General features: G+C 71.9%; 22 protein-coding genes and 1 pseudogene. 16 read left to right on the top strand and 7 right to left on the bottom strand.

Features of this window, described 5'->3' with window-relative positions; genetic code table 11:
* Positions 1-11 precede the first annotated feature (11 nt).
* From M4486_RS02690 to M4486_RS02725, 8 genes and pseudogenes are all read left to right on the top strand, one after another.
* Positions 12-269: pseudogene (locus M4486_RS02690) on the top strand (response regulator transcription factor); the annotation flags it as partial.
* Between the two features lie 261 nt (positions 270-530).
* Positions 531-2,288: an acetolactate synthase large subunit gene (locus tag M4486_RS02695; RefSeq protein WP_249479430.1), complete on the top strand. Its 1,758-nt coding sequence runs from the start codon at positions 531-533 to the stop codon at positions 2,286-2,288.
* 3 nt (positions 2,289-2,291) lie between these two features.
* A complete protein-coding gene (ilvN, locus tag M4486_RS02700; protein WP_249479431.1) occupies positions 2,292-2,873 on the top strand; it encodes an acetolactate synthase small subunit in 582 nt (193 codons plus the stop codon).
* A 169-nt stretch (positions 2,874-3,042) separates the two neighbouring features.
* Positions 3,043-4,074, top strand: a complete 1,032-nt coding sequence (ilvC, locus tag M4486_RS02705; RefSeq protein WP_249479432.1) for a ketol-acid reductoisomerase — start codon at positions 3,043-3,045, stop codon at positions 4,072-4,074.
* 207 nt (positions 4,075-4,281) lie between these two features.
* Positions 4,282-5,889, top strand: coding sequence for a phosphoglycerate dehydrogenase (serA, locus tag M4486_RS02710; RefSeq protein ID WP_249479433.1), 1,608 nt, complete (start codon positions 4,282-4,284; stop codon positions 5,887-5,889).
* 76 nt (positions 5,890-5,965) lie between these two features.
* Entirely contained in the window at positions 5,966-7,036 is a 1,071-nt protein-coding gene (locus M4486_RS02715; protein WP_249479434.1) for a 3-isopropylmalate dehydrogenase, read from the top strand.
* Between the two features lie 178 nt (positions 7,037-7,214).
* On the top strand, positions 7,215-8,306 hold the full coding sequence (locus M4486_RS02720; RefSeq protein ID WP_249479435.1) for a branched-chain amino acid aminotransferase: 1,092 nt from the start codon (positions 7,215-7,217) through the stop codon (positions 8,304-8,306).
* A 40-nt stretch (positions 8,307-8,346) separates the two neighbouring features.
* Positions 8,347-9,243 (top strand): NAD-dependent epimerase/dehydratase family protein, encoded by an 897-nt coding sequence (locus M4486_RS02725; protein WP_249479436.1) that lies wholly within the window; start codon positions 8,347-8,349, stop codon positions 9,241-9,243.
* A gap of 43 nt (positions 9,244-9,286) precedes the next feature.
* Here the strand turns inward: M4486_RS02725 and M4486_RS02730 are convergent, their stop codons facing one another.
* From M4486_RS02730 to M4486_RS02745, 4 genes are all read right to left on the bottom strand, one after another.
* Positions 9,287-10,900: a cation:proton antiporter family protein gene (locus M4486_RS02730; protein ID WP_249479437.1), complete on the bottom strand. Its 1,614-nt coding sequence runs from the start codon at positions 10,898-10,900 to the stop codon at positions 9,287-9,289.
* Between the two features lie 104 nt (positions 10,901-11,004).
* On the bottom strand, positions 11,005-11,922 hold the full coding sequence (locus tag M4486_RS02735) for a patatin-like phospholipase family protein (RefSeq protein WP_249479438.1): 918 nt from the start codon (positions 11,920-11,922) through the stop codon (positions 11,005-11,007).
* Between the two features lie 96 nt (positions 11,923-12,018).
* Entirely contained in the window at positions 12,019-12,666 is a 648-nt protein-coding gene (locus M4486_RS02740) for a hypothetical protein (protein WP_249479439.1), read from the bottom strand.
* The gene (locus M4486_RS02745; protein WP_249479440.1) at positions 12,663-13,763 is read right to left on the bottom strand and encodes a CPBP family intramembrane glutamic endopeptidase; all 1,101 of its coding nucleotides are present in this window, start codon (positions 13,761-13,763) and stop codon (positions 12,663-12,665) included. The genes M4486_RS02740 and M4486_RS02745 overlap by 4 nt, the downstream gene beginning before the upstream one ends.
* Before the next feature lie 180 nt (positions 13,764-13,943).
* Here M4486_RS02745 and M4486_RS02750 point away from each other — a divergent pair, with 180 nt between their 5' ends.
* The 4 genes from M4486_RS02750 to M4486_RS02765 are packed head-to-tail and all read left to right on the top strand — an operon-like array spanning position 13,944 to position 17,072.
* A complete protein-coding gene (locus M4486_RS02750; protein WP_249479441.1) occupies positions 13,944-14,756 on the top strand; it encodes a class I SAM-dependent methyltransferase in 813 nt (270 codons plus the stop codon).
* Between the two features lie 40 nt (positions 14,757-14,796).
* Entirely contained in the window at positions 14,797-15,204 is a 408-nt protein-coding gene (locus M4486_RS02755; protein WP_249479442.1) for a YciI family protein, read from the top strand.
* Between the two features lie 40 nt (positions 15,205-15,244).
* Positions 15,245-16,480: an RNA polymerase sigma factor gene (locus M4486_RS02760; RefSeq protein WP_283257976.1), complete on the top strand. Its 1,236-nt coding sequence runs from the start codon at positions 15,245-15,247 to the stop codon at positions 16,478-16,480.
* Between the two features lie 10 nt (positions 16,481-16,490).
* A complete protein-coding gene (locus M4486_RS02765) occupies positions 16,491-17,072 on the top strand; it encodes a glycine cleavage system transcriptional repressor (protein ID WP_249479444.1) in 582 nt (193 codons plus the stop codon).
* Between the two features lie 30 nt (positions 17,073-17,102).
* Here M4486_RS02765 and M4486_RS02770 read toward each other — a convergent pair whose 3' ends face one another.
* Positions 17,103-17,351 carry a MoaD/ThiS family protein gene (locus tag M4486_RS02770; protein WP_249479445.1) on the bottom strand — a complete coding sequence of 83 codons (249 nt, stop codon included), beginning with the start codon at positions 17,349-17,351 and terminating at the stop codon, positions 17,103-17,105.
* A 120-nt stretch (positions 17,352-17,471) separates the two neighbouring features.
* Between M4486_RS02770 and M4486_RS02775 the strand changes: the two genes are divergently transcribed.
* Both M4486_RS02775 and mobA read left to right on the top strand, forming a co-directional pair.
* Positions 17,472-18,785 (top strand): ThiF family adenylyltransferase, encoded by a 1,314-nt coding sequence (locus M4486_RS02775; protein WP_249479446.1) that lies wholly within the window; start codon positions 17,472-17,474, stop codon positions 18,783-18,785.
* Positions 18,782-19,519: a molybdenum cofactor guanylyltransferase gene (mobA, locus tag M4486_RS02780; protein WP_249479447.1), complete on the top strand. Its 738-nt coding sequence runs from the start codon at positions 18,782-18,784 to the stop codon at positions 19,517-19,519. Before M4486_RS02775 ends, mobA begins: the two co-directional genes overlap by 4 nt.
* Positions 19,520-19,541: 22 nt before the next feature.
* Here the strand turns inward: mobA and M4486_RS02785 are convergent, their stop codons facing one another.
* A complete protein-coding gene (locus tag M4486_RS02785; protein WP_249479448.1) occupies positions 19,542-22,097 on the bottom strand; it encodes a DEAD/DEAH box helicase in 2,556 nt (851 codons plus the stop codon).
* 297 nt (positions 22,098-22,394) lie between these two features.
* Here M4486_RS02785 and M4486_RS02790 point away from each other — a divergent pair, with 297 nt between their 5' ends.
* Complete coding sequence (locus M4486_RS02790) at positions 22,395-22,631, top strand: hypothetical protein (protein WP_249479449.1); 237 nt, start codon at positions 22,395-22,397, stop codon at positions 22,629-22,631.
* A gap of 146 nt (positions 22,632-22,777) precedes the next feature.
* Positions 22,778-23,812, top strand: a complete 1,035-nt coding sequence (locus M4486_RS02795) for a trypsin-like serine peptidase (RefSeq protein WP_249479450.1) — start codon at positions 22,778-22,780, stop codon at positions 23,810-23,812.
* A 145-nt stretch (positions 23,813-23,957) separates the two neighbouring features.
* Here M4486_RS02795 and M4486_RS02800 read toward each other — a convergent pair whose 3' ends face one another.
* Positions 23,958-24,902: a 3-methyladenine DNA glycosylase gene (locus M4486_RS02800; protein WP_249481055.1), complete on the bottom strand. Its 945-nt coding sequence runs from the start codon at positions 24,900-24,902 to the stop codon at positions 23,958-23,960.
* Positions 24,903-25,086 lie beyond the last annotated feature (184 nt).

The raw sequence follows: 25,086 nt of genomic DNA on the forward strand, positions 1-25,086 counted from the left end.
AGTGGTTTTTCGCGGGCTTCGTGCTCGATGCCTTCGGAGCCGCCGGGGGAGAGGAGGCGGCGAGCGACGAGGAGCTTGACCGTCTCACCCGTCGAGAGCAGGAGGTGATGCGCCTGATCGCCCAGGGGTACGCCTACAAGGAGGTCGCCTCCGAGCTGTTCATCTCCATCAAGACCGTGGAGACGCACGTGTCGAGCGTGCTGCGCAAGCTGCAGCTGTCCTCGCGGCACGAGCTCACGGCCTGGGCGCTCTCGCGGCGACTGCTCTGAGCGCCCGTCCCACAGGGTGGACGGTTTGCCGCGCGGGTGTGGGGCGCACTACAGTCGCCAGCATGCAGACGATCATTCTCGTACTTCCAGAGCGCGGCTGACGCCACCGTTCCAGAACGAGACGTCCCGCGCGCCCCTCGAGAGCCCCAGGCCGAGGGGCTTTTTGATGCCCACGCGGGGCCCAGTCCCCGCCACGGGTGGAGCGGGGGACATCGGCCGAGGATCTGCACAGCCCCATCCGCGAAGACCGAAGGAGTTCCGATGACAGGCAAGAGAGTCACCGGCGCCGCATCATTGATCATGTCGCTCGAGCACGCGGGGGCCGACGTCGTCTTCGGCCTTCCCGGCGGGGCGATCCTGCCCACCTACGACCCGCTCATGGACGCGGAGACCCTGCGTCACATCCTGGTGCGCCACGAGCAGGGCGCGGGGCACGCGGCCAGCGGCTACGCCCACGCGACCGGGAAGGTCGGCGTGTGCATGGCGACCTCCGGGCCGGGCGCCACGAACCTCATCACCGCGATCGCCGATGCCCAGATGGACTCCATCCCGATGGTCGCGATCACCGGTCAGGTCGGTTCGATGTTCATCGGCACCGACGCCTTCCAGGAGGCGGACATCGTCGGCATGACGATGCCCGTCACCAAGCACAACTTCCTGGTCAAGGACCCGGCGGAGATCCCCACCGTCATCAAGCAGGCCTTCGAGATCGCCGCGACCGGCCGGCCCGGCGCGGTGCTCGTGGACGTCACCAAGGACGCCCAGCAGGGCATCACGGAGTTCGTCTGGCCCGATGACGTCAGCCTCCCCGGCTACCAGCCCGTCACGCAGCCGCCCGTCAAGGACGTGCGCGAGGCCGCCGAGCTGATCATGGCCAGCGAGCGCCCCGCCTTCCTCATCGGCGGCGGTGTGATCCGCGGCGGGGCGAGCGAGCAGGTGCGCGAGCTCGTCGACCTCACCGACGGTCCGATCACCACCACGCTGATGGGACGCGGCGCCCTTCCCGATTCCCACCCCCACCACCTGGGGATGCCCGGGATGCACGGCAGCGTCGCGGCGGTCTCCGCCCTGCAGCGCGCCGACCTCATGATCGCGATCGGCGCCCGCTTCGACGACCGCGTCACCGGCCGGCTCGACTCCTTCGCCCCGCGCGCGAAGGTGATCCACATCGACATCGACCCCGCGGAGATCGACAAGAACCGCCACGCGGACGTCGCGCTGATCGGCGATGCGGGGGCTGCCGCCTCGGCGCTCACCGCAGAGCTGCGCGAGCGCATCGAGCGCGAGGGCGCCCGCGACCTGAGCGCCTGGTGGCAGGTGCTGGACAACCTGCGCGAGACCTACCCGCTGGGATGGACCGCGACCGACGACGGCTTCACCGCGCCGCAGAAGGTGATCTCCCGGATCGGCGAGATCTCCGGGCCGGAGTCGATCTTCGTCTCCGGCGTGGGCCAGCACCAGATGTGGTCCAGCCAGTTCATCCACTACGAGCGCCCGAACTCCTGGATCAACTCAGGGGGCCTGGGGACCATGGGCTACTCGGTGCCCGCGGCGATGGGCGCGAAGGTCGGTGCGCCCGAACGCACCGTGTGGGCGATCGACGGCGACGGCTGCTTCCAGATGACCAACCAGGAGCTCGCGACCTGCGTCATCAACGACATCCCGATCAAGGTCGCGATCATCAACAACAGCTCGCTGGGCATGGTGCGGCAGTGGCAGAACCTGTTCTACGACCGCCGCTACTCCCACACGGACCTGAACACGGGGCACGGCACGCGCCGCGTCCCGGACTTCGTGAAGCTCGCCGAGGCGTACGGGGCCGTGAGCCTGCGCTGCGAGAGGGACGAGGACATCGACGCGACCATCCAGCAGGCCATGGAGATCAACGACCGCCCCGTCGTCATCGACTTCACGGTCAGCGCGGACGCCATGGTGTGGCCGATGGTGCCCTCCGGCGTCTCCAATGACGAGATCCAGATCGCCCAGGGCATGAGCCCCGAGTGGGAGAGGGACATCTGAGCCATGGACACCACCACGAAGGACACCCGTTCCGACAGCACGCAGAGCAGCTCCCGCGCGGACGCGGCGGCACTGCACGACACCCAGACCCTCTCGGTGCTGGTGGAGAACAAGCCGGGCGTGCTCACCCGCGTCTCGGCGCTGTTCGCGCGCCGCGGCTTCAACATCTCCTCCCTGGCCGTCGGCCCGACGGAGCACCCGGAGATCTCCCGGATCACCGTGGTCGTCGACGTCGCCGAGCAGCCGCTCGAGCAGATCGTGCGTCAGCTCGACAAGCTCGTGAACGTGCTGCACATCGTGCACCTCGAGCCGCGCCGCACCGTGCAGCGCGAGCTGGTGCTCGTGAAGGTCGGGGCCGACAACGCGACCCGCACCTCGGTCCTCGAGATCGTGCAGATGTTCCGCGCGAAGGTCGTCAACGCCGGCGCGGAGGCCGTGACCATCGAGGCCACGGGCACCGAGGACAAGCTCGTCGCGCTGCTGGACATGCTCGAGCCCTTCGGGATCCGGGAGATCGTGAAGTCCGGCGCCGTCGCGATCAGCCGCGGCCCGGAGTCGCTCGTCGAGGAGTTCCTGCCCGACTGATCGTCCGACGGGGCCGACATGGCCTCCCCGGACGGGCGGGCCGACGGGCCCGCCCGATCGGTCTCAGATACCGAAGTCCACTTCTCAACACGTAAGACACGCCAGGCTGTCCCCGGACTACGATGAGAGCGTCGCCCGAACAGCCGACACACCAACGAAGGAGCACATTGTGGCCGAGATCTTCTACGACGACGACGCCGACCTGTCCATCATCCAGGGCAAGAAGGTCGCGATCGTCGGCTTCGGCTCCCAGGGGCACGCGCACGCCCTGAACCTCCGCGACAGCGGCGTCGAGGTCGTCATCGCCCTGCGCGACGGCTCGAACTCGGCCCAGAAGGCCCAGGAGCTCGGCTTCGAGGTCAAGAACGTCGCCGACGCGACCGCGTGGGCCGACGTCATCATGGTCCTCGCGCCCGACCAGAACCAGCGCTCCATCTACTCCGAGTCGATCGAGCCGAACCTGTCGGCGGGCAAGGCCCTCGCCTTCGCGCACGGCTTCAACATCCGCTACGACCTCGTCAAGCCCCCGGCCGACGTGGACGTCATCCTCATCGCCCCCAAGGCTCCCGGCCACACCGTGCGCCGCGAGTTCGAGGGCGGCCGCGGCATCCCGGACATCGTCGGCGTCGAGCAGGATGCGACCGGCACCGCCTGGGACCTCGCGCTCAGCTACGCCAAGGGCATCGGCGGCACCCGCGCGGGCGTCATCAAGACCTCCTTCACCGAGGAGACCGAGACCGACCTGTTCGGCGAGCAGTCCGTGCTGTGCGGCGGCGTGAGCCACCTCGTCCAGGCGGGCTTCGAGACCCTCACCGAGGCCGGCTACCAGCCGGAGATCGCCTACTTCGAGGTGCTCCACGAGCTCAAGCTGATCGTCGACCTCATGAACGAGGGCGGCATCACCAAGCAGCGCTGGTCCTGCTCGGACACCGCCGAGTACGGCGACTACGTCTCCGGCCCCCGCGTGGTCACCTCCGAGACGAAGCAGGCCATGAAGGACGTCCTCTCCGACATCCAGGACGGCGCCTTCGCCAAGCGCTTCATCGACGACCAGGACAAGGGCGCGCCCGAGTTCAAGGAGCTGCGCGAGAAGGAGGCCGCCCACCCGATCGAGAAGGTCGGCAAGGAGCTGCGCGGCATGTTCTCCTGGAACAACGACCAGCTGGACTCCGACTACGTCGAGGGCAGCGCGGCGCGCTGATCCCACTGATCGGCTGATCCACGGGCGGCGGGCTCTCCCCGAGGGGAGGGCCCGCCGTTCGCGTGCCCGAGGTCGCTCGGGCACACGAGGCGTCGTCTCACTCGATGACCCTCCCGCCCGCATGGCGGACAGCGGTCTAGGCTGTCCCCGTACCCGTCGCTCTCGAGGATGCGTGCGACGACCGCCATCCGCACCGGAGGAGATTCCGTGACGCGTCCCGTCGTGCTCATCGCAGAGGAGCTGTCGCCCGCGACCCTCGAGGTCCTGGGGTCCGACGTCGAGATCCAGACCGTGGACGGCACCGACCGTCCTTCGCTGCTGTCGGCCGTCAAGGACGCCGACGCGATCCTGGTGCGCTCGGCGACCCAGGTCGATGCCGAGGTCTTCGCCGCCGCCGGCCACCTCAAGGTCGTCGCCCGCGCAGGGGTGGGCCTGGACAACGTGGACGTGCCCGCCGCGACCGCCGCCGGCGTCATGGTCATCAACGCCCCCACCTCGAACATCGTCTCCGCCGCCGAGCTCGCGATCACGCTGATCCTCGCCTCGCTGCGCAACCTCGGCCGTGCCGACGCCTCCGTGAAGGCCGGCAAGTGGGAGCGCAAGCAGCTCACCGGCGTCGAGCTCCTCGAGAAGACCGTCGGCATCGTCGGCTTCGGCCGCATCGGCCAGCTCGTCGCCGAGCGCCTGCGCCCCTTCGGCGTGAACCTGCTCGCCTACGACCCCTACATCAACCACGCGCGCGCCGCCGACCTCGGCGCCCGCGTCGTCGAGCTCGACGAGCTCATGCGCACCGCGGACGTCGTCACCGTGCACATGCCGCGCACACCGGAGACCGTCGGCCTCATCGGCGCCGAGCAGTTCGCGATCGCCAAGCCCAACCTCCACGTCGTCAACGCCGCCCGCGGCGGCCTCATCGACGAGGAGGCGCTCTTCGACGCCCTCAGCACCGGCAGGATCGCCGGCGCCGGCCTCGACGTCTACTCGAGCGAGCCCCCGGCGAAGTCCGAGACCGCCGCGAAGCTGCTGGACCTCCCGAACATCACGCTCACCCCGCACCTGGGCGCCTCCACCGCCGAGGCCCAGGAGAAGGCCGGCGTCGCCGTCGCCCGCTCCGTGCGCCTGGCGCTGGCGGGCGAGCTCGTGCCGGACGCCGTGAACGTCGCCGGCGGCGCGATCGACGACCTCGTGCGGCCCGGCATCGCCCTGGCCGACCGCCTGGGCCAGCTGTTCACCGCGATCGCCGCCGAGGGCCCGGAGCTGCTCGAGGTCGTGGTGCGCGGGGAGATCGCCACCCGCGACGTCACCGCCCTCAAGCTCTCCGCCCTGCGCGGCGTGTTCCGCCAGGTCGTCACCGAGCAGGTCAGCTACGTCAATGCACCGGTCCTCGCCGAGGAGCGCGGCATCCGCGTCGACCTCGTCACCAGCGAGGACTCCGAGCGCTTCCGCAACGTGGTGCAGATCCGCGGCACCCTGCGCGACGGCCGCGTGGTCTCCGTCTCCGGCACCCTCTCGGGCACGGAGCAGTCGCAGAAGCTCACCGAGGTCGACGGCCTCGACCTCGACGTCCAGCTCAGCGACCACCTGCTGCTCATCACCTACCAGGACCGCCCGGGGCTCGTGGGCGCCTACGGCGCACTCCTCGGCGACGCCGACGTGAACATCGCCGGCATGCAGGTCTCCCGCCGCGGCGAGGAGCGCGGGGGAGAGGTCCTCGTGGTCCTCAACCTCGACCAGGGCGTCGACCAGGACCTCGCCGACCGCATCGGCGAGGCCGTCGGCGCGAGCGCCTCGCTCGCGGTCGACATCACCTACTGAACCCGCCCGGCGGGGCGTCGAGCGCCGACGCCCCGCCGGCACCACCGCAGATCCGACGAAGGAGAACGCAGGAGCCATGAGCAGCACGAAGAGCATCCGACTCGCCGTCATCGAGGGCGACGGGATCGGCCACGAGGTCGTCCCCGAGGGTCTCAAGGTGCTGCGCGCCGCCCTCGCGCCCGAGGGCGTCGAGGTCGAGACCACCGACTTCGACCTCGGCGCGGGCCGCTGGCGCCGCACCGGTGAGACCCTCACCGACGAGGACATGGAGCAGCTCGCCGGGCACGACGCGATCCTGCTGGGAGCCGTCGGCGATCCCGACATCCCTTCCGGGATCCTCGAGCGCGGGATGCTGCTGAAGCTCCGCTTCGGCTTCGACCACTTCGTGAACCTGCGCCCCACGCGTCTCGCCCCCGGCGTCACCTCGCCGCTCGCCGACCCCGGCGACGTCGACTTCGTCGTGGTGCGCGAGGGCACCGAGGGCCCGTACGTGGGCAACGGCGGCACCATGCGAGAGGGCACCGACCTCGAGGTCGCCACCGAGGTCTCGCTGAACACCGCCGTGGGCGTCGAGCGCGTGGTCCGCTTCGCCTTCGACCAGGCTGAGGCGCGCCGCAGCAAGCTCACCCTCGTCCACAAGCACAACGTGCTCGTGAACGCCGGGCACCTGTGGCGCCGGATCGTCGAGAAGGTCGGCGCCGAGCACCCCGATGTCGCCGTCGACTACCTGCACGTGGATGCCGCGACCATCTTCCTGGTCACCGATCCCGCGCGCTTCGACGTGATCGTCACCGACAACCTCTTCGGCGACATCCTCACCGACCTCGCCGGCGCCATCAGCGGCGGCATCGGACTCGCCGCGAGCGGCAACATCAACCCCACGGGTGCCTTCCCCTCGATGTTCGAGCCCGTGCACGGCTCCGCCCCGGACATCGCCGGCCAGCAGAAGGCCGACCCCACCGCGACGGTCCTCTCCGTCGCCCTCCTGCTCGAGCAGCAGGGATTCGCCGACGCCGCCGCCCGCGTGCGCGCAGCCGTCGACGAGGACCTCTCCCGCCGCGCCGAACTCGGCGCGCGCACGACCACGCAGATCGGCGACGCCCTGGTCGCGGGCGTATCCGGCGCCGCGGCCGTACGCGAGGGCTGACGAGGGCACCCGCCCCCGTCCGCCCGCCCCGTCGGCCGCATCGGCGCCGCCGGCCCGTCCGCCGCTCTGGCGCCGCCGGCCCGTCGGCCGTCCCGTGCCCCGGCACATCGGCCGTGCCCGCGTCGCATCGCCCTCGCCCCGCCGTATCCTGCACACGTCGCCCCGAAGGAGTCCTTCCATGTCCCATCTCGAGTTCCCGCTCACCGAGACCACCCGCAGCCAGTCCGACGTGGACCGCGCGGCGGTGCTCGCCAAGCCCGGCTTCGGCGAGCACTTCACCGACTTCATGACCCACGCGCAGTGGACCGCCGACGACGGCTGGACCAGTGGCGAGGTCGTGCCCTTCGGCCCGCTCACGCTGAGCCCGGCCGCGGCCGTCTTCCACTACGCCCAGGAGATCTTCGAGGGCCTCAAGGCGTTCCGTCACGCCGACGGCTCCGTGTGGACCTTCCGTCCTGAGAAGAACGCCGAGCGCATGCAGCGCTCTGCCCGCCGTCTCGCCCTGCCTGAGCTGCCCACCGAGGACTTCCTCGCGTCGTTGAAGGCCCAGGTCTCGGCCGACGAGCCGTGGGTGCCCGCCGCCGGCGGCGAGGACTCGCTGTACATCCGGCCGTTCATGTTCGCCTCCGAGGCGTTCCTGGGGGTGCGCGCCGCACAGCAGGTCGACTACTACGTGATCACCTCGCCCGCGGGCGCCTACTTCCCGCGCGGCGTGCAGCCCCTCGTGGTCTGGGTCTCCGACAACTACGCCCGCGCGGGCGCCGGCGGCACCGGCGACGCCAAGTGCGGCGGCAACTACGCCTCCTCGCTGCTGGGCAAGAAGGAGGCCGCCGAGCACGGGGCCGACGAGGTCCTGTTCCTGGACTCCGAGACCCACACGACCATCGACGAGCTCTCCGGCATGAACGTCATGGCGATCACGAACGACGGGCGCATCCTCACCCCCGAGCTCACCGGCTCGATCCTCGAGGGCGTCACCCGCGACTCGATCCTGCAGCTCGCCCGTGACCGCGGCCTCGAGCCCGCCGAGCAGAAGATGAGCATGGACTGGGTGACGGACAGGATCACCAGCGGCGAGATCGTCGAGATGTTCGCCTGCGGCACCGCAGCGGTCATCAACCCGATCGGCGAGTTCCGCTCCCCGAAGGGGTCGTGGACCGTCGGCGACGGCGGCTCGGGCGAGATCACCCTGTCCCTGCGCGAGGAGCTCACCGGCATCCAGACGGGCACGGTCGAGGACCGCCACGGATGGCTGCACCGCCTCGCGTGACGACGGCGCATCAGGCGTGCGGCGCACCGGGGCGGGCGGCATGAGGGTCCTGGTCACCGGCGGCACCGGGTTCATCGGCGCCGCCGTGGTGCGCGAGCTGCGCGAGGCCGGGCACCACGTGCTCGGCCTCGCGCGCTCGCAGCGCTCGGCCGACGCCCTCGCGGCCGCCGGCGCTGAGCCGGTGCGGGGGAGCCTCGAGGACCCGACTGCCCTGCACGCCGCCGCGGGGCGGGCCGACGCCGCGATCCACACGGCCTTCGACAACGCGAGCCCGCTGCGCATGCGCCGGGCCGCCCGCACCGAGCGCGCGGCCCTCGAGGCGATCGCCGCCGGGTTCTCCGGTAGCCTGCGGCCCCTGGTCGCGGCGGGCGGCTTCGCGCCCGTGCGGAGCGTCGGCCCCCTGATCACCGAGGAGGACAGCGCCTCCGACCGCGCGGGCCTGCTGGGCAGGAACGTCGAGCGCACGCTCATGCGCCTCGCCGCGGCAGGGACGAACGCCTCCGTGGTGCGACTGCCGTGCGTGCACGGCGAGGGCGACCGCTTCACGCTGCCGCACCTCATCGCGCTCGCCCGCCGACACGGCCGCTCGACCTTCGCGGGCGACGGCGCGAACCGGATCCCCGCCGTGCACCACGTCGACGCCGCGCGCGTCTTCGTCGGCGCCATCGAGCGGGCGGTCCCCGGCGCGCGCTATGACGCCGTGGCCGAGGAGGGCGTCCCCTTCCGCGCCATCGCGGAGGCCATCGGCGCAGGGCTGGGTGTCCCGACCGTGAGCACGCGCGGCCTCGCCACGCTGCGGGCGTTCGGCGCGTACACGCCCTACGCGACCGCGGACCGGCCGGCCTACAGCGCGATCACCCGGGAGCAGCTGGGCTGGGCGCCGACGGGTCCCGGCGTGCTCGCGGACCTGGAGCGGCCGGAGTACTTCGAGGGCTGACGGCAGGGCGAACTGACGGGCCGCTACGGGCGGAGGCCCGTGCTCACCCGTCGGACCTCGGCATGCCGTCTGACCATTCCGCCCGCGCCTCCGCGGCGCGGTCGGCGAGGGTCTCGCCGGCGCCCGCGTAGAGGTGGACGACGGTCGAGAGGCCCGCGCGCTCGAACTCGTCGACGTCCTCCGTGTACTTCGCGATCGCCGCGATCACGCGGCCCGGACGCTCGCCGCCCACCAGGCGCAGCTCGCCGAGGGCCCCGAGGTTCGCGGTCTGCGAGGGCATGGCGAGGACCACGACGACCACGCCGGCGTCCTCCCGCACCCGCAGCCAGAAGTCCCGGTCGGTCGCATCTCCCTCGACCACACGGAAGCCGTGGGAGCGCAGCGTGGTCACGAGCGCCGCGTCGTGCTCGACGCCGAGCACCCGGTAGCCGTGCACGTCACGCAGCTGGAGGTAGGCCATCCGGCCCACTCGTCCCATGCCGAGCACCACGGCCTCCGCATTGGCGAGATCGATCGGTCTGTCGTCCCGGTGGAGCCGGTCGGGGGCGTGCTTGGGCAGTCGCATCGCCAGGCGCGTGCCGAACGTGGTGGCCAGCGGGTTGCTCAGCGAGGACAGGATGAATCCACCGGTCACCGCGATCACCAGGGCGTTGAGCCACTGCGTGGAGAGCCATCCGGCCTGCACGCCGACCGCGGCGAGGATCAGTGCGAACTCGGAGTAGTTCGCCAGCAGCAGCGAGGCGAGGACGCTCGTGCGATTGCGCAGCCCCAGCAGCCACAGCAGCAGCCAGTACACGGCCGCCTGCACGGGCAGCAGGAGCAGCAGGGAGAGTCCGTCGATGACGTCCCGCAGCGTCGGCACGCCCTCGAAGCCGATCTCTACGAAGAAGCAGACCAGCAGCAGCTCCTTGAGCGTGAACATGGTGCGGGCGAGCTTGTCGGCTCCCGTGTGCTTGGAGAGGATCACGCCCATCAGCAGCGATCCCAGCCCGCCCGAGAGGCCGAGGTACTCGAAGAGCGCGTACCCGGGCACGAGCGCCATGGCGAGTCCGAACAGCGCCCCCAGATCGCCGTCGCCCAGGCGGTGCCAGCGCCTCGTGATGACCACGAGCACCGGCACGATGACGAGCAGGCCCAGCGACCACGGGTTCGGCGCGCTGCCGGTGGAGACGGCGATCAGCACCACGGCGATCACGTCCTGCATGATCAGCACGCCGATGCAGATGCGCCCGTACAGCGACTGCTCGTCGTCGCGGTCGGCGAGGACCTTCAGCACCATGATCGTGGAGGAGAACGAGAGCACCAGCGCGAGCTCGAGCAGCTTGTGCAGGGGCTCCGGACCTGCGAGCCCGACGAGGCCCAGGACGGCGAGGAAGACGGCGCCGATCACGGTCATGGCGAGCATGTGCGCGCCCGCAGTCAGCCACACCTCGACGCGCAGCAGCACGCGCAGGTCCAGGTGGAGGCCGATCGCGAAGAGCATGAGGGCCACGCCCAGGTCCGCGAGCATCGGCAGGGCGGAGAGCTCCGCGACGCCGATCGCGTGCAGCAGGAAGCCTGCGCCGAGGTAGCCGATGAGGGGCGGGAGCCGCAGCAGGCGTGCCAGCAGGCCGAGTCCGAAGACCACGACCAGGTAGGTCACCAGCAGCTCGCCCATGCCTCCATCTTCCCTTACGCGAGCGCTCGGCAGGAGACGAACCGCACACCGATCTCAGGGCGCCGGCACGGTCGCGACGAGGTGGGGACGGCGGCGGATCCCCGTCATCCGGCGTGCTGCAGCCCCGTGCGGTGACCGGCGCGCGCCGTCTCCGAACGCTTGGAGAGATCCATGGCGCCCGCCCCGATGAGGGGCTGCGTCCGGGGATCAGGCACGATCACCTGCACCTCGGCTCCGGCTGCGCGCAGCTCCTCGACCTGTGCCGAGAGCTGCATGTTCCAGGCGAGGGGATGGCGGGTGCGCCCGCCGAAGGGGGAGAGCACCAGCACGCGCTCCATGCCGCGGGCGAGGTCGGCGTTCTCGTTGCGCCGGTAGCCGCCGTCCAGGAACCAGCGGTCCCCGATCCGGTAGGGGAGTCCGCTCGAGCAGCTCGCCGCGACCGCATCCACGAGCGGGACACCCGCTTCGCGATCGAAGACGGTGCCCTCGCCGGTCTCGGCGTCGAGCGCCGTGATCCGCAGTGGGATCTCAGGCCATCGGGACGTGGGCAGTCGCCCGCCGACGATGCTCCGCCAGCGCTCGGTCCAGGCGTTCGAGCGAGCGTCCGGGAAGTCCAGCGCCGCGGCGCCCAGGAGTCGCCGCATGTGCGGGGCGTCCTCGGCGGCATCGATGATCCGCTGCGTGCGGGTCAGGTGGTCCACGGGCGGAGCCGCCCGCGGCGCATCCGGCGCGCCGTCGGCGCGTAGGGACGCGGCGCGCGGGCCAGGGGCGGGAGCAGCGGGTGGCGTCTCGAGGGCGGCTGCATAGAGCGCGGCGAGGTCTCCGGATGCCGCTTGAGCCGCGGCCGTCGCTCCTGCGGAGGTGCCGACGAGGAGGTCGGCGTCGGCCGCGTCGAGGCCGCCGTCGCGGAGTCCCGCGAGGACGCCGATCAGCCAGGCGTTGCCCGTGGCGCCCCCGCCGCCGAGCACGATGCCCCAGGTGTCCGCCGTCGCGTGGGCAGGGATCGAGGACTCGGGTGCCATGGGGTGCTCCTTCGGATCGTCGGCATCCCTGCCGGAGCCGGGGTCGGGCCGGCGGCGCGTGCACCGGCTGCCGCCCCGAAGTCGAGAGGCCCGGACTCAGGGCTCCCGGACGGCGTCGAGCGTACTCGGCTCTGCGACGTCGTAATGCAGGCCGAGCAGGCGACCCTCGGCCGTGAGGCTGACGCTCACCGTGGCGTCGACGCGCTCCCGATGCTCCCGCGCACTGACCAGCGTGACCCGCGCGATCACGCGGGCCTCGGGCGTCCCTCGACCGAGGCAGGCGCCGAACACCGGCTCCACACCCGCGAGCACCGGCGCGGCGCCGCCCTCGCCCAGCGCGCGTCGCATGCGGGGACTCGCGATCTCATCGAGGAGCTCGGCCTCGCCCGCCGCCGCGTGCTCCATCACCTCGACCGCGCGGGCGACCAGCGAGGGGTCAGGGGTCTCGGCCTCGGCGATGACCCTCTGGGGCGGTGAGGAGAAGCGCTTCTGCGCAGCCTGACGGGTGATGCCCAGGATGCTGCCGATGTGCGCCCACGAGGTTTCCTCGGCGCGCGCGGCGGCGACGAAGCGGTGCAGGGTGCGGTCCGCGGAGGCGACCAGCTGCGCCGCGGCCGCAAGCGATTCCTCGCCTCCCATCTCCGCGCTCCCCAGGGCGCTCGTGCACAGTGACGCGGAGAAGCGCAGCTCCTCGAGGAGCTGCGCCTCCGCGTCGGCCCCTCGGACCGGTCTCTCGGTGCTCACCCCTCGATCCTGCCGGATCCGGGCGCCGACGGGGCGGGGTCCGACGCATGGGCGCTCGCAGGGGAGGCGTCCGACGGGACGGGCGCCGAGGGGAGCCCGCGCACGATCGGTCGCCGTGCCCTCCACGGGACGATGACGGCGGCCGTGATCAGCAGCAGCACGACACCGATGATCCCGGCCTGCGTGTCGATCAGCGGATTCAGGGCCGCACCGGTCGCCATCGTGCTGAAGATGCCGAGCAGCGTGGCGCCCAGCGCGTTCACCGCCGCGTGCGCCCAGGTCGAGGGGAGGGGACTGCCGCCCGCGCGGTCGGCCAGGCCGCAGAACAGCAGCGACATCACGATGCACGGGAGGATGAAGAAGGGGATCGCGACGTAGCGGGCGACACCGGGGTAGTTGTACCCGATCGCCATCACCGGCGTGTGCCAGAGCGCCCAGATCACGCCCATCACGAGCGCGGCGCGCACCCGGCCCAGCGGACGCAGTGCGGGCCACAGCCAGCCCCGCCATCCGATCTCCTCGCCGAGAGTCGCGAAGGCCGTGACGACCAGGCCGAAGACCAGGTTGAACGCCATGATCAGGACGAAGGCGATCGGAGGGATGTCGGCGCCCGTGAGGTCGGAGATCTGCTGGGTGCCGACGGCCAGCCAGGTGCCGCCGGTGAGATCGCCCGGGACGCCGCGCAGCACCGTGATCACGGAGGTCAGCAGGATCACGGCCGCGATGGCGACGACGCCGATCACCGACCAGGCGAGGATCCCGCGCCAGCGTCCGCGGAAGCGCAGACCCACGCGGGTGCGCCAGTTCGTCCTCTCCACGCCCTTGGCCATGATGATCGAGGCGAGCGCGGGCGCCCACATGCCCACCGCGATCACCAGGGTGAAGAACGGATTCGCGATGCCGCCGGGCAGGAACCAGAAGGGCGCGGCGAACACGGCGAAGATGACATAGGCGAGCAGGACGAACAGGCCCACGCGCTTCCACGGCACCCGGTCGAGGATCACCGGCGGGACGATCCGCGGTGCCGGGCGCTGCGGCGCTGCGGATGCATGAGGGACGGAATGCTCGGGTGCGGGGTTCTGGGCTGCGGTGCTCATGTCCTCGAGACTCCGCCGCCGACGACAGGGTGTCAACGTTTGGTGGACACTTTTGGCGGAAGGTCGGCGGAGTTCGAGACCAAAGGCGGAGGGGTGGCCGCCGGTGGTCGAGCGGCGGGCGCCGTCGCCGGTTCGAGGAAACGTGTGGTGCCGCTGCCCCGCCAGTCCTAGCGTTGCGCCATGACCTCATCGTTCGAAGAGCTGCTGCGGATCGGCGCGGAGGCCGACGTCTCCGGCTGGGACTTCTCCTGGCTCGATGGGCGCGCGACCGAGGAGCGCCCTCCATGGGGTTACGCACGGCGGCTCGGTGAGCGGCTCGAGGGGGCGTCTGCCTCGCTCGACATCCAGACCGGCGGGGGAGAGGTGCTCGCCCAGGCATCGAGGCTTCCGACGCTCGCGGTGGCCACGGAGTCCTGGCCGCCGAACATCGCACGCGCCACGGCGCTGCTGCATCCGCGCGGGATCGCCGTGGTCGCCGACCCCGATGAGCCGCCTCTGCCCTTCGCCGACGGCGCCTTCGACCTGGTCACCAGTCGGCACCCCGCCACGATCCACTGGGGCGAGATCGCCCGTGTGCTGCGACCCGGAGGGACCTACTTCGCCCAGCACGTCGGCCCCGCGAGCGCCTTCGAGCTCATCGAGTTCTTCCTCGGACCGCTGCCCGAGCAGCGACTCGGGCGCGACCCCGGCGTGGAGGCGGAGCAGGCGCGAGCCGCCGGCCTCGAGGTCGTCGACCTGCGCACCGCGCGGCTGCGCATCGAGATCTTCGACGTCGCCGCCGTGGTCTACCTGCTGCGCAAGGTGATCTGGTGGGTCCCCGGCTTCACCGTCGACGCCCACCGCGAACGCCTGCGCGACCTGCACGAGCGGATCCGGTCCGACGGGCCCTTCGTCGCCCACTCGAGCCGTCACCTCATCGAGGCCCGGAAGCCCTCGCGATCCGTCTCGGAGGATGATGTCGAGAACCGCCCGGCGTCTCCGACCCCTGCATGACACCGGCGGCAGCCCGCCGCCCCGCACAAGGAGGAACCACATGGCCCGATACCTGCTCCTCAAGCACTACCGCGGCGCCCCCGAGGGGGTGAACGACCACCCGATGGACACGTGGACACCCGACGAGGTCACGGCGCACCTCCGGTACATGGACGACTTCATGGACCGGCTGCGCGAGAGCGGCGAGTTCGTCGCCACCGGCGCGCTCGCCGACGAGGGCCTGTGGGTCCGATACGGCGGTGAGGGGAAGCCCCCGGTCACCGACGGCCCATTCCCCGAGTCCAAGGACCTCATCGCCGGCGGGATGGTCATCGACGTCGAGAGCCGCGAGCGCGCCATCGAGCTCGCCGCCGAGCTCTCGGCGGAGCCCGGCAAGGACGGCCTGCCGATCCACGAATGGCTCGAGGTGCGCCCCTTCCTCGGCGAGGGCGCGCCCGCCGAGGACTGAAGCACCCGCCGTGGGCCCCGAGGGCGGGACGCGCCCGCCGATCGATGACCGGCGCGTCCGGAAGCTGGTCCCCGCGACGATCGCTGCGATGCGACGTCGCGGGGCCGACTTCGCCGACGCCGAGGACGCCGTCCAGGAGGCGCTCGTCCAGGCGCTCGAGCGCTGGCCGCGGGAACCTCCGGGCGACCCTGCGGCATGGCTCGTCACCGTCGCGTGGCGACGCCATGTGGACGCCGTGCGCTCCGCATCCTCCCGCCGCAGGAGGGAGGAGGCGGACCACGCGCTCAGCACGAGGCAGGCGGAGGACCGGGCGCACACGGATCCCGGCGTGACGACGTCCGGCGCCCAGGGCCTCGACGACACCCTCGAGCTCTTCTTCCTGTGCGCCCACCGTGCGCTCAGTCCGTCCGCCGCCGCCGCTCTCACCCTCCGCGCGGTCGGCGGCCTGACCACGAGACAGATCGCTGCCGCCCACATGGTTCCCGAAGCCACGATGGCCCAGCGCATCAGCCGCGCCAAGCGCACGATCGCCGGACGCCGGCTCGATGAGCCCGGCGACGTCTCCACCGTGGCGCAGGTGCTGTACCTGATCTTCAACGAGGGATACCGGGGAGAGATCGACCTCGCGTCGGAGGCGATCCGTCTGGCCCGCCAGCTGCACCGCGCCGTGGATCATCCCGAGGCGTCCGGGCTGCTGTCGCTCATGCTCCTGCACCATGCCCGGCGTCCCGCCCGGTTCGCCGCGGACGGCGGCCTGGTCCCGCTCTCGGACCAGGACCGCTCGCTGTGGGACTCCCGCGGCATCGCCGAAGGCGTGGGGATCCTCCAGCGCGCCCTCGCGCACGACTCGATCGGTCCTTTCCAGGCCCAGGCGGCCATCGCCGCGCTGCATGCGGACGCCCGCACCGTCGAGGAGACCGACTGGGTGCAGATCGTCGGCTGGTACGACGACCTGCTGGCACTCACCGAGAGCCCCGTGGTGGCGCTGAACCGCGCGATCGCCGTGGGGGAGGCCGACGGCGCGCTCGCCGGCCTGGCCGCACTCGCCGAGGTCGCCGAGGACGTGCCCCGCCGCACGGCCGCCGCCGCATACCTGCACGAGAAGGCGGGGCGGACCGAGCTCGCCGCAGAGCTCTACGCTCGTGCCGCGCGGAATGCGGGCAGCCTGCCTGAGCGCGAGCACCTGCTGCGCCAGGCCGCCCGCCTCGGCGGCGGCGGTGATGCTCGGGCGACGTCCCACCGACGCACCACGACGCGCCCTGACGGCGTCGTCTAGGCTCGGCCGCATGACGCAACTCGTGCTGACCGCGATCGGTGAGGATCGCGAAGGACTCGTCTCCGCCCTGGCCCGCGTGGTCGAGGCGCAGGGAGGGAACTGGCTCGACAGCCAGTTCGCCCGTCTCGCCGGAACGTTCGCGGGCATCGTCCTCGTGGAGATCCAGGAGGAGCGCGCCACAGCGCTCGAGGCCGCCGTGGCGGACCTGCTCTCCGAGGTCGGATGGAGCATCGAGGTGACCCGTGCGCCGGAGAGCGCCTCCGATGCGCGCGGTCGCGCACCCGGCTCCGCCGCGTTCGACGAGCAGCCGCTGCGCGTCCACCTCCTCGGCCAGGACCGTCCCGGGATGGTCCATCAGGTCAGCCGCGCGCTGGCCGAGCAGGGCGTGAGCATCGAGTCCTTCCGCTCCTGGACGCTGGACGCCCCGGAGGGCGGCGGGGTGCTGTTCGAGGCCGAGGCGCTCGCGCGCCTGCCCGGCGCCGACGGGGAGACGGGCGACGTCGAGATGGTGCGCCGCGTGCTCGAGCCGATTGCGAACGACCTCATGGTCGACCTGGATCTCGAGGACGCCGCCGCGCCGACGGGCGCCTGACCTCCGCGTCGCGTCAACCGCCCGGTCGAGTCAGCCGCCCGCGAAGGGCGGCAGCACGTCCACGCGATCGCCGTCCACGGGGCCGTCGTCCCGTCGCACCACGCCGTCGACGAGGAACGACCCGGTGGCGAGCACGCGTCGCATGGGGTCCCCGAAGCGCTCGACCAGCCGGGTGCGCAGAGCGCCCAGCGTAGGGGCGTCGTCCGGTTCCCAGGTCTCCTGGTCGGTGCCGGCGGCGTCCGCCGCGGCGGCGAAGAAGCGAACGGTGAGCGTGGACATGCCTCCAGTCTAAGAGCCCGGGGAGGGGACCACGGGAGCCCGGGTGAGCGGGCCCGAACGGACACCGGACCCGCGTCCGCCCGGCCCCCGCGCACCCCTGCGCGCCTACCATGGGCAGCTATGGACACTCTCGCCGCACCTGCTGTGGAGCCGCTGGTCGCGCCGGGGCCGCCGCTCACCGCCGAGCAGGCAGAGCGGGCCCGTCGCCAGCTCTCGCTGCCGGGCTTCGACGAGACCGCGCAGCGTCGCCTCGCCGCCGCCCGCGTGCTCGTGATCGGCGCCGGAGGGCTCGGCAGCGCGAGCGTGCCCTACCTGGTGGGGGCGGGCGTCGGCACCATCGGGATCGTCGACGACGACGTCGTGGACCTCGTGAACCTGCATCGGCAGGTCTCCCATCGCACGGCGGACGTGGGTCGACCCAAGACCGCCTCGCTCGCCGACGCCGCGCGCGACCTGGATCCGGCGGTGAGGATCCACGAGCATCGTGTGCGGCTCACCTCCCGGAATGCGTTCGAGGTGCTCTCCGGGTACGACCTCGTGCTCGACGGGAGCGACAACTACCCCACGCGCTACCTCGTCGATGATGCCGCGCGGCTCACCGGCATCCCGCTCGTGTGGGGAGCGATCCTCCAGCACCACGGGCAGATCTCCGTCGCCTGGCACGAGCGGGGCCCCGGATACCGCGACCTGTTCCCCGCGCCCCCTGCCCCCGAGGACGTGGTCAGCTGCAGCACGGGCGGCGTGCTGCCCGGTCTGTGCGGCACCATCGGCACGCTCATGGCGACCGAGGCCCTCAAGCTGATCTGCGGGGTGGGCCGGCCCCTGATCGGCCGCGTCCTCGTCTACGACGCGCTCAGCGCCCGCACCCGCGAGATCCCCTTCGCCCGTGATCCGCACGCCGAGCCGGTGACCGGGCTCGTCGACTACGAGCTGTTCTGCGCCGGGCCCGACGCGCCGCCCTCGGTCGCGGCCGACGAGCTCGCCGCGCGCCTGCGTGATGTGCGGGATGCCCAGGGCGCGGGAGGCGACGCGGCCGAGGACGGCGACCGCGCCGCCACGGCGCCCGTGATCCTCGACGTGCGCGATCCCGAGGAGGCGGCGCGTCTGCGGATCCCCGGCGCCCGACTGCTGCCTCTCGCCGAGCTCGAGGCCCGCGCCGAGGACGGAACCCGGCGCGACCTCCTGGAGGATGTGGCCCCGGCCCCGGCACCGGGCCCGCGGCGATCGGTCATCGTGCACTGCGAGCGCGACCCGCGCTCGGTGCGCGCGGCACGCCTGCTCTCCTCGCACGGGTCGGACGACGTCCGCTACCTGCGCGGCGGCATCCAGGAGCTCGCACGTCTCGCTCCCGAGCTGCTCGAGGGCACCTCCTCGACCACAGGAGACCCCTCGATCACAGGAGCCCCGTCCAGCACCGGGAACGACAGGGGATGAGCACGACGACCGCGATGATCGTGCTCGGAGGCGGTGAGGGCCGCCGCCTGGGCGGCGTCTCCAAACCCGACCTCCTCCTCGGCGGCCGACGTCTCCTGGACCGTGTGCTCGACGCGGGATCCGGCTGCGCCCCGCTCGTGGTCGTCGCCCCGGACAGCGTGGAGGTGCCGAGCGGAGTCCTGCGCACCCTGGAGGACCCGCCCGCCGGAGGCCCCGTCGCAGGCATCGCCGCGGGCCTTGCGCTGCTGCGCGCCCACGAGGAGGGGCAGTCAGCGGGCGACCTCGGGAACGGCTCCGCCGACGGGCCGAGAGACGTGCTCGTCGTGGCGTGCGATCTTCCCGGCGCCGCGGGCTTCATCGGCCCGCTGCAGGCTGCGCGGGCGAAGTTCGTGGAGCCTCGCACACCGGGGGTGTCGTCCGGCCCGGACGGCCCGGACGGCCCGGACGGCCCGGACGGCCCGGACGGGTCGGCCGGGCCGGACGTGCGCACCGATGCGCACGCCGCCTGCGACGGGGTGATCGCCGCGCACGCCGACGGACGCCGCGAGCTGCTCGCGGTCCTCGCCGATCGCGCCGCGCTCGAGGCGTCGATCCGCGAGGGAGGCGCCCGCGACCGCTCGGTGCGCTCGCTGCTCGCCCCGCTCGCTCTCGAGTCCGTCCTGGTCCCAGAGGTCGCGATGGAGGACGTGGACACCTGGGAGCAGCACGCCGCGTGGGAGCGCCGGACGCCTTGAGGCGCAGCGTCGCGGGCCGTCCTCAGGCCGGCTCGGCCCCGAACTCGCCGACATGGGTGATCGCGAGGACGGGCTCGCCGGCCTCGTCGGTCGCCTCGAGATCGAGCTCGGCCTCGATGCCCCAGTCGTGGTTGCCGTCGGGGTCGTCGATCACCTGGCGGATGATCCAGCGCTTGGACTCCTCGCGGATCTGGAGGAGCTGCGGGGAGCGCGCGGGGGCATCGATGCCCACGTTGTCGTAGGCGTCGTAGTACTCGTCCATGGCGTTCGCCCACGCCTTGCGCTCCCAGCCGGAGGCGCCGTCGAGCTCGCCCAGGCGCTCCTCGCGCTCGAAGGCGAAGTGCTCCACGCGCTGCCAGAGTGAGGCGCGGACCATCTGGCGCAGCACCTTGGTCTGGGCGGAGAGACCCCGCGGGGACGTCGGCCGCACCTCGCTCGCGGCGTCGGCCTCGTCCTCGGGATGGGTGAGCGCCTCCCACTCGTCGAGCAGGGAGGAGTCGATGCCTCGTACGAGCACGCCCAGCCACTCGATGACGTCCTCGAGCTCGTCGGTGCGGAGGTCCTGCGGGATCGTGCGGCTGAGCGCCCGGAAGGCGTCGGACAGGTAGCGCAGCACGATGCCCTCGGAGCGCTGCAGGCCGTAGCGCTGCACGAACTCGCTGAAGGTCTGGCCCGTCTCGTACATCTCGCGCACGATCGACTTCGGCGAGAGGTCGCCCTCGCGCACCCACGGGCGGTTCTTCCGGTAGATCTCGAGGGCGGCCTCGAGGTCCTCCTCGAGGGGCTTGGGCCAGGTGACCTCGTCCAGCAGGGCCATGCGCTCGGTGTACTCGACGCCGTCGGCCTTGAGCTCGGCGAGCAGCTCCCCGCGGGCCGCGTTCTGCTGGGCCAGCAGGATCTGCATCGGGTCCTCCAGGATCGCCTCGATGATCGAGACGGTGTCCATCGTGAGGGACTCGGAGTCCTCGTCGAGCGAGTCGATGACGGCGATCGCGAAGGGCGCGAGCGGCTGGGTCATCGTGAAGTCCAGCTGCAGATCCTCGACGAGCGCGATGCGCCGGCCCAGGTGGTCGTCCTTCTCGAGCGTCTCGATGATCTCCGCCTCCCGCAGGCCGCGGAAGATGTCGGCCGCCTGCTTGACCAGTCGCAGCTTCTGGTTGCTCGTCTGATGGGACTCCATGATCAGGTGCCGTGCCGAGGCGACCGCGCTGCCGGGACGGGCGATGAGCGCGAGCTCCATCGACGGGGTGATCTGCAGGTGCGGGCGCAGCGTCTCGGGCGGGGACTCGATCAGCTTGGTCATGTTCTGCTCGGTCCAGTTGATCGCACCGTCCGGGATCCGCGGCTTGGGCTCCTTCTTGCGCTTCTTCGCGCTGTTGGGCGCCTTGCCGGCCTCCTCCCGTGCCTTCACGCGGGCCTGCTCCTTCGCGAACTCCACGGCCCATTCGGGCGCCTGCACCACGACATGGCCGACGGTGTCGTATCCGGCGCGCCCCGCGCGCCCGGCGATCTGGTGGAACTCGCGCGCGTTGAGCAGTCGCATGCGCTTGCCGTCGAACTTCGCGAGGCCCGTGAGCAGCACGGTGCGGATCGGCACGTTGATGCCGACCCCCAGGGTGTCGGTGCCGCAGATGATCTTCAGCAGACCCGACTGGGCGAGGCGCTCGACGAGCCGGCGGTACTTCGGGAGCATGCCGGCGTGGTGGACGCCGATGCCCTGGCGCACGAGCTTCGAGAGGGTCTGGCCGAAGCCCTTGGAGAAGCGGAAGTCGCCGATGAGCTCGCGGATCCGCTCCTTCTCCTCGGTTCCCAGGATCTTCGTGCCCATCAGCGCGGTCGCCTGGTCCAGGGCGTCCTTCTGCGTGAAGTTCACGATGTACACCGGGGCGTCGCGGTCGTCGAGGACGGTCTGGATCGTCTCCGGCAGCGGGTCGAGCGACCAGCGGAAGTCCAGCGGCACGGGCCTGGGGGCGTCGTCGACGACGGTGACCTCCCGGGCCGTGCGCGCCTCGAGGTCCTCGACGAAGAAGGAGACGTCGCCCAGGGTCGCGCTCATGAGCACGAACTGGCACGCGGGCAGCTCGATGAGAGGCACCTGCCAGGCCCAGCCGCGCTGGGAGTCCCCGTAGTAGTGGAACTCGTCCATGACGGCCACGCGCACATCGGACGTCGGCCCGTCGCGCAGCGCATGGTTCGCGAGGATCTCGGCGGTGCACACGATGATCGGGGCGTCATGGTTCACCGAGGAATCGCCGGTCATCATGCCCACGTTCTCGGCGCCGAACATCGCGACGAGATCGAAGAACTTCTCCGAGACGAGCGCCTTGATCGGCGCCGTGTAGTACGCCTTCTCGCCGCGGGCCATCGCAGCGAAGACCGCCGCGTAGGCGATCGTCGTCTTCCCCGATCCCGTGGGCGTCGCCGCGATCACGTGGTCGCCGGCGGCGATCGCCAGCAGCGCCTCGTCCTGGTGCGGGTACAGAGAGCGGCCCGAAGCCTCCTGAGAGGCGATGAAGCCGTCGACGACCTGATCCTGATCGGCGGGCACAGGGGGGAGGAAGGGGGTCAGCGAGGGCATGGGGACAGTCTGCCAGGGAGGGGGTCGGTCCGATGCCCCGCCATCAGCCGCCCGGGGAGTTCGGTCGTGAGCGCGCGTGACGAACCCGCTCGTGTCGACGTGCGGACCGGCGCTTCGGGCTCACCACAGTAGCGAGGGTGCTGCGGCAGCCCATGGGCGGGGCCGACGGTCGCCGCAGACCGGTGCGGTACAACGACCGAGTACGTTCGAGACACGGCTGCCGTCCGCGCCGCGCCCTGATGATCGATGCCCCGCACCCGGGCGCCACGCGTACCGCCCTCACGGAAGGACTCACGCATGACCCCCAAGCGATCCGACGACCCCGCCGCCCGCGAGCGCGAGGAGCACGCGCCCGCCCCCTCCGACTACTGGGACGAGGAGCGGCGACACGCCGCGATCCCCGCCGAGATCCGCCTCGATCCGGGCTCTCGGAGAACGGATTCCGAGGAATCCGAGAGCGACTGCGACGCCTCCGAGGAATCGCCCGAGTCGTCCAGCGGAAATGCTGATACCGGTCGCGGAGAATCGCTCTGAGGAAACGGGTTTCGGTTCCCGGCGATGCGTCCCGCCTTGTCCGGATCGGACCGGTTGGCGTGACTTTTGTGTGACGCATCACATGGTCTACGGTGGCGCCCGCGGCCCTTCCGGGCCCATCCCGATCCCACCCGAAAGGACCTCCGGTGATCACTCCTCGCACCGTTTCCGAATCCTCCTCGCGGCCCGGCTCCTCGCGTCTGCGCCGCTGCCTCCACCTCGCCGGCGGCGGTCTTTTCGCTGCAGGGCTCGTCATGGGCAGCGCCTCGTTCGCCGGCGCCGACCCGGGCGACAACGACTGGGGCGGCGAGAGCCACGCCCCGTCGGTCAGCGAGCAGAAGGCGGCCTCGGACTACTGGACCCCGGAGCGCATGGAGAACGCGAAGTCGGCCGATGCGCTCGTCGACGACAAGGACGCCCCGAGCGGTGACGTGGCCTCGTCCGAGCCCAGCACCGTGCCCTCCCAGAAGGCCGACCCGGCCGTCCAGAAGTCCGTGCAGAAGAAGGTTGCGACGGACGGGGCCGAGACCGCCGCCGCGGGCGGCACCGACCACATCGGCAAGGTGTTCTTCACCCAGGGCGGCACGGACTACGTGTGCTCCGGCAACGCCGTCTCCTCGGGCAACAAGTCCACTGTCGCGACCGCCGGCCACTGCACCAACGAGGACGGCACCTGGGCCACGAACTGGACCTTCGTGCCCGGCTACGACCACGGTGATGCCCCCTACGGCAAGTGGACGGCCTCCGACCTCTACTCCACGCAGCAGTGGATCAGCAGCGAGGACATGAACTACGACGCGGCCTTCGCGGTCGTCTCGCCCGAGAGCGGATCGGCGAGCCTCACCGACACCGTCGGCGGCTCGGCCGTGGCCTTCAACGCCGAGCGCGGCCAGCAGTACACCTCCTACGGGTACCCGGCCGCCGTGCCGTTCGACGGCGAGAGCCTCGAGAACTGCCAGGGCACCGCGTTCGACGACACCCTCGGCGACACCGACGACCAGGGCATCGACTGCGACATGACTGGCGGATCGTCCGGCGGCCCCTGGTTCCTGGGCGGCGATGCCTCGGGCGCCCAGAACTCGGTGAACAGCTTCGGCTACACGAGCCAGGCCAACGTGATGTACGGGCCCTACTTCGGCGACGTCATCCAGTCCACCTACCAGGAGGCCGCGAACTCCTGATCCAGGTCTTCGCGCACTTCCCCTCGGACGGGTCGGCACCTGCGGGTGCCGGCCCGTCCTGCGTGCACCGGACGGGAGCGCATCGATCGGGCGTGCGACGTCCTCGGGCGCACCGTCCTGGCGGGCGTCGTCCTCGCCCGCGGAGTCAGCCGGCGGCGGGCAGCAGCGCGGCGAGCGGCTCGACGTGCGCGAGGATCCGCTCGCGCAGTTCGTCGGCGCCCGCAGCGAGCTCCCGCTGGCGCCGCTGGTACTCGGACTTGCCGTCGGCCGACTCGATCGGGACGGCCCCGAAGCCGAGCGGGCGCACGTCGTACGGACTCGCCTCCATGTCGAGCACGCGCGTTGCGCGCGCGTGCTCGAAGCAGTCGAGGACCAGGTCGGAAGGGACCAGCGGCACGAGCTTCATCGCCCACTTGTACAGGTCCATGCCCACGTGCAGGCACGCAGGGTTGTCGCGTCGCACCTGCGTGTCGCGCGTGGGCGCCATCGCGTTGCGCGGCACGGCCTCGGGCGTGAAGAAGCGGAACGCGTCCACGTGGGAGCACACGAGCCGCTCGCGCTCGACGACCGCGTCGGTCTCCTCCCGGCCCAGACGCAGCGGCAGGTCCTCGTGGCGCTGCGCGCCCTCGGGCAGGCGGTACACCATCGCCCATTCGTGGAGCCCGAAGCACGCGAGGTTCGGCCGGCGCTCGCGCAGCGAGGACGAGCGGAGCAGGCGGGCCATGAATACCAGCGCGTCGGCCCGCTCGGCGAGATAGCGGCCGACGTCGGCTCGGCGCAGCGTCGACGGAGCGCGGTGCGGGCCCCCGGTGCGCGACGCCGTCTCCGTGGGCGCCGTGTCGGCGGGCCGGTCGAGGTACCACGAGCGCACCCCGTCATGGACGTCGCCGACCGTGCCGTCGCCCGGCCCCGGATCCGCCGCCGCGTCGTAGGCGACCTCCCAGCCGGGATGCCAGCGCCGCAGGCGCGCGGGGGAGAAGGGGTAATGGGTGAACAGGAAGTCCTCGACGGGGTGCTTCTCGCCGCGTCGGCGACGCTCCCGGTGCTCCGCGGTCAGGGCGTCCGCCCGCTCCTCGTGCGCGCGGCGCAGCGTCCTCGCCTCGTCGGCCGAGAGGACGGCGCGTGGGGCGGGGACGGGGGCCGAGACCGGGACCGGGACATCGGCGCTCGCGGCGGGGACGTCGCCGGGCGCCGCGGGGGAGTCGGAGGGCGGAAGGGGCACCCGGCCAGTCTGGCATCCGCCGTCGTCGCCGCCCCGCCCCGTGTGCCCGGGA

It is taken from the genome of Brachybacterium kimchii, from assembly GCF_023373525.1.
In the GTDB taxonomy this organism is placed as follows: domain Bacteria; phylum Actinomycetota; class Actinomycetes; order Actinomycetales; family Dermabacteraceae; genus Brachybacterium; species Brachybacterium kimchii.

Excerpts from the sequence above, each read along its gene's own strand:
- M4486_RS02755 (WP_249479442.1), top strand. The coding sequence starts at position 14,797 with ATGGCCCGATACCTGCTCCTCAAGCACTACCGCGGCGCCCCCGAGGGG.
- M4486_RS02770 (WP_249479445.1), bottom strand. The coding sequence starts at position 17,351 with ATGTCCACGCTCACCGTTCGCTTCTTCGCCGCCGCGGCGGACGCCGCC.
- M4486_RS02735 (WP_249479438.1), bottom strand. The coding sequence starts at position 11,922 with ATGGCACCCGAGTCCTCGATCCCTGCCCACGCGACGGCGGACACCTGG.
- M4486_RS02725 (WP_249479436.1), top strand. The coding sequence starts at position 8,347 with ATGAGGGTCCTGGTCACCGGCGGCACCGGGTTCATCGGCGCCGCCGTG.
- M4486_RS02765 (WP_249479444.1), top strand. The coding sequence starts at position 16,491 with ATGACGCAACTCGTGCTGACCGCGATCGGTGAGGATCGCGAAGGACTC.
- M4486_RS02790 (WP_249479449.1), top strand. The coding sequence starts at position 22,395 with ATGACCCCCAAGCGATCCGACGACCCCGCCGCCCGCGAGCGCGAGGAG.
- M4486_RS02695 (WP_249479430.1), top strand. The coding sequence starts at position 531 with ATGACAGGCAAGAGAGTCACCGGCGCCGCATCATTGATCATGTCGCTC.
- M4486_RS02745 (WP_249479440.1), bottom strand. The coding sequence starts at position 13,763 with ATGAGCACCGCAGCCCAGAACCCCGCACCCGAGCATTCCGTCCCTCAT.
- M4486_RS02785 (WP_249479448.1), bottom strand. The coding sequence starts at position 22,097 with ATGCCCTCGCTGACCCCCTTCCTCCCCCCTGTGCCCGCCGATCAGGAT.
- M4486_RS02720 (WP_249479435.1), top strand. The coding sequence starts at position 7,215 with ATGTCCCATCTCGAGTTCCCGCTCACCGAGACCACCCGCAGCCAGTCC.
- M4486_RS02730 (WP_249479437.1), bottom strand. The coding sequence starts at position 10,900 with ATGGGCGAGCTGCTGGTGACCTACCTGGTCGTGGTCTTCGGACTCGGC.
- mobA (WP_249479447.1), top strand. The coding sequence starts at position 18,782 with ATGAGCACGACGACCGCGATGATCGTGCTCGGAGGCGGTGAGGGCCGC.
- M4486_RS02775 (WP_249479446.1), top strand. The coding sequence starts at position 17,472 with ATGGACACTCTCGCCGCACCTGCTGTGGAGCCGCTGGTCGCGCCGGGG.
- ilvN (WP_249479431.1), top strand. The coding sequence starts at position 2,292 with ATGGACACCACCACGAAGGACACCCGTTCCGACAGCACGCAGAGCAGC.
- M4486_RS02750 (WP_249479441.1), top strand. The coding sequence starts at position 13,944 with ATGACCTCATCGTTCGAAGAGCTGCTGCGGATCGGCGCGGAGGCCGAC.
- M4486_RS02715 (WP_249479434.1), top strand. The coding sequence starts at position 5,966 with ATGAGCAGCACGAAGAGCATCCGACTCGCCGTCATCGAGGGCGACGGG.